Origin of the sequence: Mycobacterium sp. (assembly GCF_035570115.1) — a bacterium.
Classification (GTDB): Bacteria; Actinomycetota; Actinomycetes; order Mycobacteriales; family Mycobacteriaceae; genus Mycobacterium.
Genome location: NZ_DATMLH010000265.1, coordinates 40,095 through 53,765 on the forward strand (window position 1 = coordinate 40,095; position 13,671 = coordinate 53,765).

Annotated in this window: 12 protein-coding genes and 2 pseudogenes; 4 read left to right on the forward strand and 10 right to left on the reverse strand. The window is 65.4% G+C overall.

Annotation, left to right across the window (positions count from 1 at the left end; translation table 11 throughout):
* The first annotated feature begins 95 nt into the window (after nt 1–95).
* Complete coding sequence (locus VNW74_RS25220) at nt 96–1,172, forward strand: adenylate/guanylate cyclase domain-containing protein (protein ID WP_414686768.1); 1,077 nt, start codon at nt 96–98, stop codon at nt 1,170–1,172.
* A gap of 43 nt (nt 1,173–1,215) precedes the next feature.
* Here VNW74_RS25220 and VNW74_RS25225 read toward each other — a convergent pair whose 3' ends face one another.
* Nucleotides 1,216–3,147, reverse strand: a complete 1,932-nt coding sequence (locus VNW74_RS25225) for an NAD(P)-binding protein (protein ID WP_325681919.1) — start codon at nt 3,145–3,147, stop codon at nt 1,216–1,218.
* Between the two features lie 444 nt (nt 3,148–3,591).
* Here VNW74_RS25225 and VNW74_RS25230 point away from each other — a divergent pair, with 444 nt between their 5' ends.
* Nucleotides 3,592–4,803 carry a cytochrome P450 gene (locus tag VNW74_RS25230; protein ID WP_325681921.1) on the forward strand — a complete coding sequence of 404 codons (1,212 nt, stop codon included), beginning with the start codon at nt 3,592–3,594 and terminating at the stop codon, nt 4,801–4,803.
* Nucleotides 4,804–5,009: 206 nt separating this feature from the next.
* Here the strand turns inward: VNW74_RS25230 and VNW74_RS25235 are convergent, their stop codons facing one another.
* Nucleotides 5,010–6,092, reverse strand: a complete 1,083-nt coding sequence (locus tag VNW74_RS25235; protein WP_325681923.1) for a dihydrodipicolinate reductase — start codon at nt 6,090–6,092, stop codon at nt 5,010–5,012.
* 267 nt (nt 6,093–6,359) lie between these two features.
* Here VNW74_RS25235 and VNW74_RS25240 point away from each other — a divergent pair, with 267 nt between their 5' ends.
* Nucleotides 6,360–7,154: a FadR/GntR family transcriptional regulator gene (locus VNW74_RS25240; RefSeq protein ID WP_325681925.1), complete on the forward strand. Its 795-nt coding sequence runs from the start codon at nt 6,360–6,362 to the stop codon at nt 7,152–7,154.
* Nucleotides 7,155–7,160: 6 nt separating this feature from the next.
* Here VNW74_RS25240 and VNW74_RS25245 read toward each other — a convergent pair whose 3' ends face one another.
* Genes VNW74_RS25245 through VNW74_RS31985 form a run of 4 tightly spaced genes read right to left on the reverse strand, consistent with a single transcriptional unit; the run spans nt 7,161 to nt 10,221 of the window.
* Nucleotides 7,161–8,003 carry a mycofactocin-coupled SDR family oxidoreductase gene (locus VNW74_RS25245; protein ID WP_325681927.1) on the reverse strand — a complete coding sequence of 281 codons (843 nt, stop codon included), beginning with the start codon at nt 8,001–8,003 and terminating at the stop codon, nt 7,161–7,163.
* Complete coding sequence (locus VNW74_RS25250; RefSeq protein ID WP_325681928.1) at nt 7,987–8,742, reverse strand: alpha/beta hydrolase; 756 nt, start codon at nt 8,740–8,742, stop codon at nt 7,987–7,989. Before VNW74_RS25250 ends, VNW74_RS25245 begins: the two co-directional genes overlap by 17 nt.
* A complete protein-coding gene (locus tag VNW74_RS25255; protein WP_325681930.1) occupies nt 8,739–9,746 on the reverse strand; it encodes a nitronate monooxygenase family protein in 1,008 nt (335 codons plus the stop codon). Before VNW74_RS25255 ends, VNW74_RS25250 begins: the two co-directional genes overlap by 4 nt.
* 40 nt (nt 9,747–9,786) lie before the next feature.
* Nucleotides 9,787–10,221 carry an acyl-CoA dehydrogenase family protein gene (locus VNW74_RS31985; RefSeq protein ID WP_414686769.1) on the reverse strand — a complete coding sequence of 145 codons (435 nt, stop codon included), beginning with the start codon at nt 10,219–10,221 and terminating at the stop codon, nt 9,787–9,789.
* Between the two features lie 66 nt (nt 10,222–10,287).
* On the opposite strand from VNW74_RS31985, the pseudogene VNW74_RS31990 reads away from it, so the two are divergent.
* A pseudogene (locus tag VNW74_RS31990) lies at nt 10,288–10,338 on the forward strand (hypothetical protein); the annotation flags it as partial.
* Here VNW74_RS31990 and VNW74_RS31995 read toward each other — a convergent pair.
* The 4 genes and pseudogenes from VNW74_RS31995 to VNW74_RS25275 all read right to left on the reverse strand — a co-directional run.
* Nucleotides 10,336–10,929: pseudogene (locus VNW74_RS31995) on the reverse strand (acyl-CoA dehydrogenase family protein); the annotation flags it as partial. The pseudogenes VNW74_RS31990 and VNW74_RS31995 sit on opposite strands and share 3 nt — an antisense overlap.
* A 130-nt stretch (nt 10,930–11,059) precedes the next feature.
* Nucleotides 11,060–11,914: an SMP-30/gluconolactonase/LRE family protein gene (locus VNW74_RS25265; RefSeq protein WP_325681934.1), complete on the reverse strand. Its 855-nt coding sequence runs from the start codon at nt 11,912–11,914 to the stop codon at nt 11,060–11,062.
* Between the two features lie 56 nt (nt 11,915–11,970).
* Nucleotides 11,971–13,182 (reverse strand): cytochrome P450, encoded by a 1,212-nt coding sequence (locus VNW74_RS25270; RefSeq protein WP_325681936.1) that lies wholly within the window; start codon nt 13,180–13,182, stop codon nt 11,971–11,973.
* Nucleotides 13,183–13,407: 225 nt separating this feature from the next.
* Nucleotides 13,408–13,671 (reverse strand): hypothetical protein (locus VNW74_RS25275; protein ID WP_325681938.1); only part of this gene is annotated, 264 nt, incomplete at its 5' end.

The following is a 13,671-nucleotide window of genomic DNA, read 5'->3' on the forward strand; positions in this document are numbered from 1 at the left end:
TGCGGCCGCCGACGTGAGAAAGTTAGCTCGTGACGGCTGACGACGGGGAACAAACCCCGGATACGGCGGCATCCGCTCTTGTCAGCGCTGGCCACCTGGAGGGGCTCAAAGGCCACGAGCGCCGCGAGCGGGCAGAGCTGATCGATTGGCTGCTCGACCGTGGCTTCACCGCCGATCAGATTCAGCAGTCACTGGTACCGATGCTGCTGCCCGCCAATCGGGTGCTTGGTGACGACGGCGTCTATGTCTCGGAGCGTGAGGTCGCCGAGTCGACCGGGATCGATCTGGAGATACTGCAGCGGTTGGAGCGGGCAGCGGGTCTTCCCAAAATTGACGATCCCGACGCAGCGGTGTTGCCGCGTGCTGACGCTCTGGCCGCCGGCCGTGCCAAGGTCTTCCTCGACCTGGGAATGGACGTCGCAGATGTAGTGGACATTGTCAGGGTGTTGAGCATGGGGCTTAGCCGTACTGCGGCGATGATGCGCCAACCCGCCTTCGGCGTGACTGTGCGGCCCGGCGCCACCGAGCGTGAATTCGCTGAGGTCGCCGAAACGTTGGCGCAGACGGCCGTCCCAGCGCTCGGCCCGTTGGTCGAGGGTCTGCTGTTGCGGCAGCTTCGGCACATGTTCGAAGAGCAACGAATCAGCGCCACCGAACGCGCGGCCGGCAAGCTCCCCGGCGCTCGCCACGTCGCCGTCGCCTTCGCCGATCTCGCGGGGTTCACCCGCCTGGGCGAAACGCTGCCGCCAGAGGATCTGGTGCGCCTGGCCCGAAGACTCGCCGAACTGGCTCTTGAGATCGCCGGGCCGCCCGTGTGGTTCATCAAGACCATCGGGGACGCGGTCATGCTCGTGTCTGCCGACACCATCCGCCTGGTCGACGCGGTTCTTGAACTCGTCGACGCGGCGAACACCAACGGGTTGCCTCAGCTGCGGGCTGGCGTGGCTGACGGGCTCGCCGTTAGCCGCGCCGGCGACTGGTTCGGCAGCCCGGTCAACGTGGCGAGCCGCGTCACCGCGCTCGCGCAACCAGGGACGGTTCTGGTGACCGAGTCGGCGCACGGGGCCGGTCACGCGGACAGCGGCTTGACGTGGTCACCAGTTGGCGCACACCGCCTTCGCGGGGTACGCGAGCCGGTCCGACTCTTCCGCGTTAGCCGTCCCGCCGGCTGAGCCGGGCATCAGCGGCAACGAACAACATTTGTCGCGAGCGCTCCTAGAGTGCGAGCGCGGCCGTCAGGCCGTCGTTGAATGCCGCCCATGCCGACCGGGGTGCCACCGCGTCACCGATGATGCGGTACGGGATGTGAGCCCTTTCCAGCGCCGGCACCACCTCCAGTCGCGGTAGGCCGGGCTCGATTACGACGATGGTGGACGCTTTGATCTCGGCGAGCGTCTCGCCGGCCGGGCGTACGAGCAATACGACTTCCCCGTCGACGTATCCGACCAGAGCACCGGTGTGGATGCGTTTAGTCCTGGCCGCCAACAACTCTGGGACGTGAGAGCGATGGATATGACCGGCGTGGGGTATGACCACCTCGAACGGTGTCGCGAAGACGACCTGGCATCCGCGCCGGGCCAACTCCTCGGCCACCAGCGCTGCTTCGATCGTGCCGAAACGGTCATAGACGAAGACATCACCGTCGATGTCGGCGTCGTTGAGAGCTTCGGCAGAGCTCACCACGCGACCGGTTTCGCCGCCGTCGAAACTCACCGCAGCCGGGCGCGCGACCGTTCCTGTCGCCAACAGCACCTCATCGGGTTTGCAGCGGGCCACCAGTTCGGCATCGACAGTGGTGCCCAGATGCAGCGTCGCGTCGGTGAGGCTCAACTCCGACAAAAGGTACTCAATAGCCGCCAGCAGCTGTGCGCCACTTGTGTGTTCGGCCGCGCGCAGCCGGCCACCGGCGGTGCGCGCCTGGTCGTAGATGTCGACGTGATGACCGCGGCGGGCAGCGACCTCTGCTGCTTTCAGACCCGCCGGCCCGGCACCCACGATCATCACGCGGCGTCGTGTCTGAGCCCGCACGGCAGGGTCGAGTTCTGTCTCGCGGAGTACTTCGGGATTGTGAAAGCAGCTGATGTCGGCGAACCCGGCGAGTTTACGGTCGACGCACACCGTGGCCCCAACGCAAGGGCGGATCCTACCACCTTGGCCTGCAACGGTTTTCGCGACGACATCCGGATCGGCGATATGAGCACGCGTCATGGCGACCAAGTCGCATGAGCCTTGGTTGAGTAGCGCCTCGGCCGCTGACGGAGATGTGATGTGGCCGACCCCGATTACCGGTACGGCAACCTCGACGAGCTGACGCAGCCGGGTCAGGAATGGAATGTTAGGGCCCTCGCCGAACCGGTAGCTCGGAATCGCGCGGTAGTAGCTCTTTCCGCCGTCGCCCACGGTCGTATTGAGCAGATCGACCTGCCCCGTACCGAGAATGGCCTTCAGATCCTCGGCGATGCCGGCCGCACCGCGCCCACCATCCTCGGGCGAACGAAAGTCATCGGTAGCGGTGCGGTACCCAACGATCCCCTCTGGACCAAACACCTCGCGCGCCGCGGCGATGATTTCGCGCGCGAACAGTGTGCGGTCGCTTCCCCACCGGTCCGTACGGCTGTTCCACCGGGGCGTCAGCGCCTGCTGGATCAGATACCCATGCGCACCGTGCACTTCAACTCCGTGAAAGCCGCTCTCGGCCGCAAGCACCGCCGCTCGCCGATAGGCCTCAACCATCTGCTCGACTTCGCCGTCGGTCATCTTGTGACACGCCTCGCCGGCATCGGACTGACTGTGATCAAAGGACCACAACGGAGGACGACGAGGGTCGGACTCGGTGCGGCCGAACACCCCCAGGTGGGCCAGCTGCAGTAGAACGACGGCGCCCTCATCGCGCACCGCCGCGGCCAAGGCCGCGTGGCGTCGCCGGATCTCGTCGGGAAACGCGGAGAACGGGTTGGGATACAGCGGCTGCGCGATAATCAGGCCCACGCCCCCTGCGGCCCGGCGACGCACGTATTCGATGTAGGGCGCGGCCGGCTGGGCGGGATTGCGAAACAGCTCAGTCGCGCCATGCGACGTGATGGCCACCCGATTCCTTACCGCCGTCGAGCCCACCATGATCGGAGACAGCAACTTGTCGAATGCCACGCCAACGCCTCCTTCGCGAGACCCCGCCAATATTAAACGCTATTTGGTTTTGTGGTGAATTCGGGGCGACGGCGCCTGAGTTGTGCGCTCGGGGGCGGTGCCGGGCGCCGGAAGCGACGCCTAATGATTCGCAGTGGCCGGCGTCGGCACGCAGTCTGCTGCCGGTCACGGGCTGCCCGTGGTCGCTGGTGCACTAGCTCCTAGGTCACGTGCCGATACGGTCCTTGAACACTTCCGCGACCGGAACTGAGGCGCTGCTGTGCGACCGGTAGCAAATGCCGCGGGCGAAAGCTACAGCGACTTGTCGGCGTAACCAATCGATGTTAGATTCGCTGGGGTAGCGATTCACGACAGCGACGTGTCGCCCTCGGGAGTTCTTCGATGACTGCAGATGCCCCCCTCGCCCAGCACACCGCAGCCGAGCACGCGCGACGCTGCCCGGTCGTGGACTACGACTTCGCCGACCCCGACCTGCGCAACGGCCTGCACCAGCGGCTGGCCGAGATCAGGTCGGAGTGCCCGGTCGGCTGGAGCGAACTCTACGGCGGCTTCTGGCTGCTCAGCCGGTACGACGACGTCCAGCAGGCCGCCCGGGACTTCGAGCGTTACACCACCCGAGAGGGGATCATGATCCCTCCGACCGGGGCCTCGATGAAGGTCATCCCGGCCGAGCTGGACCCGCCCGAGCACACTCCCTACCGCAAGCTCACGCTGCCATACTTCACCGCACGCGCCGTGGGCGAGCTGGAGCCGGAGATCCGGACCATCGTCGAGTGCGTCGTCGCGGCGTTCGCGCAGAAGGGCAGCGCCGAACTGATCGCCGACCTCGCCGAGTCCGTGCCGCCGCTCGTCATCGGCCTCGCGGTCGGGCTCGACGAGCAGGACTGGCCGGTCATCCGCAAGCTCGCCAACGACTTCCTCTCCTCGGCCAAAGTGGGCATCGAGGCAAAGATGAAGGCCGCCCGCGCGCTCGAGGACTGGATCGAGGGGCGGATCCAGGACCGCCGCCAGAACCCGCGCGACGACACCCTCAGCAAGCTGGTCAACGCCGAGATCGACGGCGCGGAGATGCCGCCGCACATCGCGCTCGGCATGATCCAGCTGATGGTCGTGGCCGGCCACGAGACGACCGTGCACGGCATTGGCAGCCTGTTGTACCGGGTGCTCGCCGAGCCGGGCCTCAAGGAGCGGCTGCGGGCGGACCCGAGCCTCATGCGCCAGACCGTCCACGAGTCCCTGCGATTGGACCCGCCCATTATGCACATGGCCCGGGCCGCCGTGGTCGACCACACGCTGCGAGACGCCGATCTCCGCGGCGGCGAGAAGGTCATGCTCAACTACGGCGCGGCCAACCGGGACCCGGAGCGTTTCCCCGAGCCAGACCGCTTCGATGTCGACCGGGAGTCCAACCAGCACCTCGCCTTCGGCACGGGACGGCACCGCTGCATTGGCGAGCACCTCGCCGTCACCGAGATGGTGGTGGTCCTCGAGGAAGTCCTGCGCACGCTGCCGGACATCCGGCTGGCGATGGACCCGGCGGACATGAACTGGCGGGGCGGGGCGAACACCCTCGGGCCCGAACGCCTCGACGTGGAGTTCACCCCGGTCCGCGCCGCCCTCCTCGCTGATGTCACCCAACGACCCGCAGCAAACTAGCGCGTTCGCAGGTCTGGTAGGGGCCGTCCGCTTGTGACACGACCGTCGTACGCTGGGCCACGTGCAGTAAACTAACGTCGATTGGTTAGTTGGGAACGAACGCGCTCGGCGCTGTCGTCAGATGACCAACGCCACCGCGTCGATCTCGGGCAGGAACGACAATCCACCCCTGATCCTCGAAAGTCGCGCTCTCAGCTTTGCCGCGGTCATCTGGACGCCGCATAGCCGCTGATCATGGCCAGGTCCAAGATCGTCCGGCAACCCGGTGGGGCATCGACGAGCACCGGGACCATGTTGATGGCCCGCGCGGAATTGAGCTGCGAGTTGGCCAGCGCGTGCGGTATGCCTTCCGGCCACGTCAGGGTGGCGACCAACGGCGGCGATGCGTCGATCTCGACGGTCCATGCGGGCGCGTTGTCGTCGGTGCGCCATCCCTCGCCGAGGCCGAAAACGGCAGTCTGCTCGTTGACGATCGTGAGGAAGACCTCGCCACCCGAGCGGGCTTCCCAGGTCCACCGCACGCCACCGATCGTTCCCTTCTCGATGGTGCATCCGCTGCCGGGCAGGGTGACGGTGCGCGGCGCCGGCCGGGTTTCCTTACGGACCGTCCGCAGACCGTCGAACGGAATTCCGATGGCCCGCGCCACCGTCTGGGACGACATCGCCATCAGCCATTCCCACATGCCGTCGACCTCGTGATTTTCCGCAGCCTCCACTGGGAGCCCCAGTCCGAGGCCGGCTACCAACTGGTGCGCGGACGGATAATGCGCCACATGGTTGCGCTGAACTGCCTTGATGTGCCGGATCGTGCCGGTGAAGCCGGTCAGGAAAATCGGAAGGGCGTCGCTGATCAGCCCCGGTATGTTGCCGGCCGCCGCGAATGTGGAGCCGCCGGTGCGGCATGCCCGCTCGAGCAACTCTTGTTCGGGCTGGCCGGCCACGTCGTGGCCACCCAGCGCGGTGTAGACGTTGACGCCCGCGGCCAGGAGCTTTGCGATCAGCGCGGGCTCGTAGCCCTGCCGGTGCCAGATCGCGGCGTCGGGGTGCAGGGCGATGATCTGGTCGAGATCGCGCGTCGCGCTGATACCGATCGGACCGATGCCGACCAGTTCGCCGGCATCCTTGCCGTCTTTGTCGGCCGAGTGCACCAGCACGCCGACCAGGGTCATGTCAGGGTGATCCACGATGCGTCGCACGCACTCGGATCCGACGCCACCGGTAAAGCACTGAACGACTCGGATGGGGGTGGACCGCTTGCCCACCTTGTATGTCGGCGCAACCACGGGCATAACGGACCTCCAGAAATCCGGCTTTACTGCGGCTGCGCCGCCGTGCCTGGATAGCGGTCGGCGATCGTCCTCATCCAGCAGGCACGCGCCGATCTAGATTAATGATAGATCTAATTTACCAACACGACCGCGCGTGGCCGAAGCTGGCGTCCCGCTCGGAAAACAACAACCGCGTCAGCGCGGACTAATGGCATAATCAGTGAATTAAGGTAACTGGAGGAACCATTTAAGGTTCGGCCGGCGCGGAGACGAGAGAGAGGCAGACCCATGGTCACCCGAGTTCGATCGCCGATCACCGGCCAGGTGCATCCGCAGAAGACGGCTGCCCTGATCGCAGCGAAGATCCGCCGGCAGATCGTGCGGGGTGAGCTGCTACCGGGCATGACCCTGCCGACCGAACCCGACCTCCTCGCTGAGCTCGGGGTGTCGCGGCCCACGTTGCGCGAGGCGTTCCGGATTCTCGAGACAGAGTCTTTGATCTCGGTGCGACGGGGAGTCGGCGGCGGCGCATTGGTGCTGACGCCTGATGTCAGTGTCAGCGCTCGGCACGTGGGTCTGTTGCTGCAGATCGAGGGCGCCACGATCGCCGACGTATACGAGGCGCGAACCGCGCTCGAGCCGATTTGCGCGGGCATGATGGCGGCGCGCAACGATCCCGAGGACCTGCGTCGGCTCAACCAGTGCATCGACGACGTCGCCGCGCTACTCGACGAAAGTCCCGACAACGTGCCAAATGCCGACGCATGGTCGCAAACCACGTATGAGTTCCATGAGCTCGTTCTCAAGGGCAGCGGCAACAAGACCCTTGCGCTGCAGGGCGGCCTGCTGCAGGAAGTCGTCTCCATGCACTACGCCGCCACCGTGCCAGCCAAGTTCGCTAAAAATGTTAAGCCGCAACGGTTTCGGCGCGTTCTACTGTCGTTCCGCAAGCTTGCGACCCTGGTCGCGGCGGGCGACAGCGAAGGCGCCCAAAAGCATTGGACGCAGCACATGCAGACAGCGGCTACGACGCTGCTGGGCGACGACTTGAAGAACAAGAAGATCGTCGACCTGTTCAGCTAACGGTTGTCACCACCGGATCGCCATGCCCGCGTCAACCGGGATCGCCGACCCGGTGATGTACTGAGCCTGATCCGAGGCCAGAAAGGCCACCAGGTCGCTGACCGTCTCCGGTTGAATCCAGGGCACCGGTATTACGTTGAGCCGCTGGGCGATCCGAGCGTAGGCCTGTTGGGTCTGGGCCTCTCGTGGTTCTCCGGGTAGAAACAGTTCCAGCGTGGAGTCGTTCTGGCTCATCGGCGAGTCCACGGTCGTGGGATGGATCGTATTGACTCGGATCCGGTGTGTGCCCAATTCGAGTGCCAGCACCTTCATCAGGCCGACGATCCCGTGCTTGGCGGCGGCGTAATGCGCCGCGTTGGGGATACCGCGCAAGCCCGCGGCCGAGCTGACGATGATCACCGAACCGCCGCCACCACCGGCAACCAGGTGCGCGATCGATGCCCGGATGGTGCGCCACACACCGCTGAGATTGATCGCGATCATTTCGTCCCACTGATCCTCGGTCATCTGGTCGGCGGCCGCATACGACGCAATCCCGGCGTTGGCGACCACCACGTCCAGTCGACCGAAGCGCGCGACCCCGGCGTCGACCGATCCGCGCAGTCCCGTCAGATCCCGAACGTCGGCAATGTGGGCCTCGATACGCCGACCGGTGGCTTCCACCGCGGCGATCGTCACATCGAGGTCCTCCTTGCTGGCCATCGGGTACGGGGCGGTGTCCACGGGTGCACACAGGTCAACGGCAATAATGTCGGCACCCTCACGAGCCAGGCGCACCGCATGGCTGCGCCCCTGACCGCGGGCAGCGCCCGTGATAAACGCAACCTTGCCCTCAAGGGTTCCGGCCATGGCTTCCTCTTTCTGTCGACAACAACGACCGTTGGCGCGCCGCGGGGCCCGACACGACGGTGTCAAGTGCGGCCGCCAACTCGTCAGGGCAACTGAGCATCGGTGCGTGACCCGAATCGAGTTCGATCGCGTCGACGCCCAGCAGATCGCGGCTCGCCCGCCGCGAGTAGTCAGGGCTCAGTGATCGATCAAACTTGCCCAGGATGTAGGCGGATTGCGTGAACGGCCAGGTATCGATGGGCGACACTTCCTTCCAAATGCTCTGCGCGGACGGCCGCATATGGTCCCACGCCGCACGGGCAACCGCTTCGTCGCAGTCCTGGTAGTAAAACTCGCGCGCGGTCGGCCATGGGACGATCATGCTGCCCGCGGCGTCGAATTCGAGCCGATCGCGCCTCAGGGTGATGGCTGTCGGCGGATCTCCCAGGCAGTCTCGGTGTGGGCGGGCGGGCAGCGGCACCACCGCGCACAGGAAGACCATCCGCTGGACCGGTCGCATCGTGGCGATGACCGGCAAGGCGAGGCCCGCCAGGGAATGCCCGACCACCACGATTTCCGAAGAACTCACGCTGTCGATACTGCGACAAGCCGCGCCGGCCCAATCCTGGACTCCGGCAGCGGGATCGTCCATGGGAATCACCGGGCAAATGACCGTGTGCCCACGTGCCTGCAGCCGCGGCACGAGGGGCTCCCATGCCCAACTGCCGTGCGCCCCACCATGCAGCAGCAGATAAATCATCGGATAAGTCCAATCGCCAAATCAGTTCTCGGCTCGATCATGCCGCCCAGCCGTCCGGTGATGAGTTCGTCGGCCTCGGCGACGATGCGTGAGACCAACTCGGCGACGGTCGGGATGTCGTCGATCAGACCCATCGCGGTACCGACGCTCCAGACGCCGGCCTCGAGGTCGCCGTTCTCGAAGACGTTACGACCGCGGGCGCCCGCAACGAGATCTCTGACGTCTTCGAACTGTCCACCGCGAGCGAGGATTTCCACGACTTCGCGCGACACGGTGTTGCTGGCCACCCGCGCGGTGTTGCGCAGCGTACGGAAGATCAGCTCGGTGTCCCGCTCGTCGCCGGCCTTGATCGCTTCCTTGACGTTCTGATGAATGCACGACTCCACCGTGCACATGAACCGGGTGCCCATGTTGATGCCATCGGCGCCCAAAGCCAACGCGGCCACCAGGCCACGCGCGTCGGCGAAACCGCCGGAGGCGATCATCGGGATAGCGATCTTGGCCGCGGCCGCCGGGATCAGCACCAAACCCGGAATGTCGTCCTCACCGGGATGGCCCGCGCACTCGAAGCCGTCGATGCTTATGCCGTCCACGCCCAGGGTCTCGGCCTTGACCGCGTGGCGCACCGAGGTGCACTTGTGCAGCACCTTAATTCCGTTGTCGTGAAACATCGGCAGATGCGGCGCCGGGTTGGACCCGGCCGTCTCAACGATCGTGACGCCGGCATCCACGATCACCTGGCGGTACTCGTCATACGGCGGTGGGTTGATCGTCGGCAGGATCGTCAGGTTCACCCCGAACGGCTTGTCCGTGAGGTCACGCGTCTTAGCGATCTCGTTGGCCAGATCGGCCGGGGTGGGCTGGGTCAGCGCCGTGAGGAACCCCAGCGCACCCGCGTTGGCCACCGCCGCAACCAATTCCGCGCGGCCTACCCACTGCATCCCACCCTGCACGATGGGGTGCTCGACCCCGAACACGTCCGTGAACTTCGTCGCCAGCGTCATCGCGCACGTTCCCCCATCGCCCCGCCGGTCGACGCGGCGCTCACAAGCCCAGACTCCGGCCGATGATGTCCTTCATGATCTCGGTGGTTCCACCGGTGATGGTTGTCACGCGGGTGTCGACGTAGTCCCGCGCGACCCGGTACTCGTTCATATAGCCGTAGCCGCCGTGCAGTTGCAGGCATGAATCGACGACTTTCTTGGCCAGTTCGGTACACCACCACTTGGCCTTCGCGGCCTCTACCGCGGTGAGTTCCTCCTCCACCACGGCCTGCAGGCAGCGGTCGATATAGCACTCGGCGATGTCCAGTTCGGTGTCCAGCTCGGCCAGCACGAACCGGTTGTGCTGGAAGGACCCGATCGGTTGACCGAATGCCGTGCGATCCTTGGCGTATTGCACGGTCTGCCGCCATGTCTCGCGCGCCCCGGCTACACCGCGCACCGCGATGGACAGTCGCTCGGAGGGAAGATTGCGCATCAAGTGGTAAAAGCCTCTGTCGACCTCGCCCAGCACATTCGCCGCGGGCACCCGCACATGGTCGAAATGCAGCTCCGCGGTGTCTTGGCTGTGCTGGCCCATCTTGTCAAGCTTGCGTCCGCGGGTGAAGCCGTCCATACCGCGCTCCACGACCAGCAGCGAGAAGCCTTTGTGCCCGGCGCCGGGATTAGTGCGTGCCACCACGATCACTAGGTCGGCGTTGATCCCGGAGGAGATGAATATCTTGTTGCCGTTGAGGATCCAGTCATCGCCGTCGCGGACCGCCGAGGTGCGGATCCCCGCGAGGTCACTGCCGGCGCCGGGTTCGCTCATGGCGATGGCGCCGATGAGCTCGCCCGCGACGAAGCCGGGGAGCCAGCGCTGTTGCTGGTCCTCGGTGGCCAATGATTTCAGGTACGGACCGACGATGTCGTTCTGCAGGTTCAGCGCCGGTGCCCCCGCCCCGAACTTGGCGAGCTCCTCGATGATCACCGCGTTGAACCGGAAGTCGTCGGAGCCCCCGCCGCCGTACTTTTCGGGCATGTTGAAGCCGATCAGTCCGTACTTACCCGCTGCCAGATACGCCGAGCGATCGACGATGCGTTCTTGTTCCCACTTCTCGGCATGGGGTGCGACCTCGCGTTCGATGTAGAGCTTTGTCGTCTCACGCAACTGATCGTGTTCGGGCTCGAAGACCAATCGCCTCATCTGGCAAACCTCTCGCTTACGTGTGTCGGGCCGCGCGCACCTCGGCCGCCGCCGGATGACTGGCGACGCCCAATACGATCTATAATTATACTATTAATTCGGATGCAGTCCGCAACCCGTGAACCCGATGTCAGATGGTCGCGGCCGGCGGGACGGCACCCGCGACGTCGATGTCGCTGACGAGCAAGCAGCCGGTGAGAGCCGCGTCGGTCGTGTTGTCCTCGGTCGTGACGTAGACGGTGCGGTCGACGCGGCCAAAGCAGACGCTGGTCACCCGCCGCGCCGGCACTGTGATGACCCGCAGCAGCTCGCCGGTAAGCGCGAAGCATGCGATGCAACCGCCACCGTAGAACGCGATCCACACGTTGCCATCGGCGTCGAGGGCGAGCCCGTCCGGGACACCGTCGACGGCGGCGGTACTAAACCAGGTATGGGCGGTGCCGTCGGCACGAACGCTGTTGATCACCCGGCGTGCCGAATCAGCTTGTAGAACAACACCATTGGAGTACACCGCGCCGTTGGCGGTTTCTACGTCGGCGAGCAGCCGCACCGCATGTCCGGGCGCGTCGAGGCGTAACAGCTCGCCGCTGCCGAACAGCTCGTCGTCGCCCCGCACGTGCCCAGCCGGGGTGCGCACCGTGCCGATGTACAGCTCGCCCGATACTCCCACCGCAAAGTCGTTGAACGAAGTGATCAGTCCCGGCGACGGGGCGACATCGCCCGGGGCTAGGAGCAGGCGGTCCGGGCCGGCGCCGACGTGGCGCACGTCGCGTCCGCTGATCACCAGGCCGCCATCGCGGTGCAGGGCCATCCCGCCCACCCCACGGCGTCTGGGTACCACCACCGCGGGTTCGTCCGCGCCCGGGGCCAGCCGATACACCCCACCGCCGGTGATGTCGCTGAAGTAGATCGAACCGTTGTCGCCGACGGTGGGAGTTTCCAGAATCCCAAAGCCGCTGGCCAGCACCGACCAGGCCCCTGTCACGACGCGCGGCACCTCCAGACCGGCGCCGGATTCCTCGGCAACCGCGAAAATGGCTGCTAGGCAGCGCCAACAGGCCAGGTAAGCGGCAAGTTGTTCAGGCCATACACACCGCTGTGGTGTTCGAGGATGGGTTGGCCGGCCGCCAGTGAGTAGTGCGGTATGCGACGATGCCATTCCTGCAGCCCGACGATCAGTTCGACCCGTGCGAGATGCGAGCCAAGGCAACGGTGCGGGCCGGCCCCGAACGAAATATGGCGGATGCGGCCGCGGTCGAAGTCGATCGTCGACGGATCTTCGTAGTGTTGCGGGTCACGGCCCGCAGCGGCCAGCGGGAAGAGCACCATCTCGCCCCGCTTCAACGGGCATCCGCGGAACACGATGTCGTCGGTCACCCGCCGGCCACACTGCACGATCCCGTACACGCGAAGAAACTCCTCCACCGCCGAGGGGATCACCGCGGGGTCATCGATAATGCGCTGGCGCAGGCCGGCGTCGGTGGCCAGGGTGTACATGATGAAGGACAGCTGAGCTGCGACGGTGTCGAGTCCGGCCACGAAGATCAGCGTGCACAACGACAACAAGTCGGCATCGGTGATCGGGGCGCCGTCAATCTCCCATCGCACTGCGGTGCTGATGATGTCGGTCTTGCCGGTGTCGTCCTTGCGGGCCTCGGCGATAACTCCGGCGAAGTATTGGGCCACTTCGCCCATGGCTTGCGCGGCACGCTCCCGTTTGGGGTCTGTTTCGTCGTTGCCGTGCAGGATGGTGTACTCCCAGGCGAGGAACTTGTCGAGCTCGCTGAGTGGTAATCCCATCATGCCCAAGAAGATTGCCGTCGGGAACTTGCGGGCGAACTGGGACATGAAGTCGCCGTGACCCTGGTCGGCAAGCTCGTCGATCAAGGTCGTGGCCTGTGTGCGGATATCGTTTTCCATCGCGGCAGCACGGGCCGGCGTGAACATGGGGGCCAGCAGCCGGCGCCATTGGGTGTGCTCGGGCGGGTCGAGCATTTCCGGGATCCACCGATACTCCGGGTTGGGGGTAATCGGCTCGATGGCATGGCTCGAGAACAGGTCGGTACGCTGCATGCCCTCCGCGATCGCCTCTTGCTCGGTGAAGACGTGGTAGCCCTCGGCGTCGGTCGTATAGAAAACAGGCTCCCTGTCCTCGCGGTCGAACTGTCGGAAACCTGTCATCGGCGGGTGGTCGCCCGACGCCCACGCATAATGACCGACCGGGCAGCCTCGGGTGCGTTCGGGTGCCGTCATCGATATCTCCTCTGGTATGGAAACAGCTCTGGTGTCAACTGTTGCGCAGCCGAAGCGAAACCGGTAGACCATCCGCACCGGACCGGCGCATGCGATTCGCCCGCCAGGTCACCTTTCGAACCGTTTTGTACGCATGTCGGGATTACCTTCTCCGTTCAGCGGATAATTCGATATATATCATACCGAATAGTTGGTGGTCTACACCACACCGACGGCTGCTACCGGTCAGTCGGGGCGGACGACCGCGGAGGTCGCCTGTGCCTTCAAGCCGATCAGTGCGACGTCTTGCAAGCGGCTCGGCAGGTTCCGCAGGCCGATGACGGCGGCGAGCCGACGGGGTACGGCGACGTATTGAGCTTGCTGGTGCACAGCATCCGCGACCCCTCGGGCGGCGTCGGCCGCCGTGATCATCGGCAGGATCTTGCTGCGGGCCAACCGCGTAGAGACCGCGGCGATGATCGGCGACTGCCGCGCCTGCTCCATCATGTG

Coding starts and splice junctions, on each gene's coding strand:
- VNW74_RS25240 (WP_325681925.1), top strand. CDS start 6,360: ATGGTCACCCGAGTTCGATCGCCGATCACCGGCCAGGTGCATCCGCAG.
- VNW74_RS25255 (WP_325681930.1), bottom strand. CDS start 9,746: ATGACGCTGGCGACGAAGTTCACGGACGTGTTCGGGGTCGAGCACCCC.
- VNW74_RS25235 (WP_325681923.1), bottom strand. CDS start 6,092: ATGCCCGTGGTTGCGCCGACATACAAGGTGGGCAAGCGGTCCACCCCC.
- VNW74_RS25245 (WP_325681927.1), bottom strand. CDS start 8,003: ATGGCCGGAACCCTTGAGGGCAAGGTTGCGTTTATCACGGGCGCTGCC.
- VNW74_RS25250 (WP_325681928.1), bottom strand. CDS start 8,742: ATGATTTATCTGCTGCTGCATGGTGGGGCGCACGGCAGTTGGGCATGG.
- VNW74_RS31985 (WP_414686769.1), bottom strand. CDS start 10,221: ATGCGCAATCTTCCCTCCGAGCGACTGTCCATCGCGGTGCGCGGTGTA.
- VNW74_RS25270 (WP_325681936.1), bottom strand. CDS start 13,182: ATGACGGCACCCGAACGCACCCGAGGCTGCCCGGTCGGTCATTATGCG.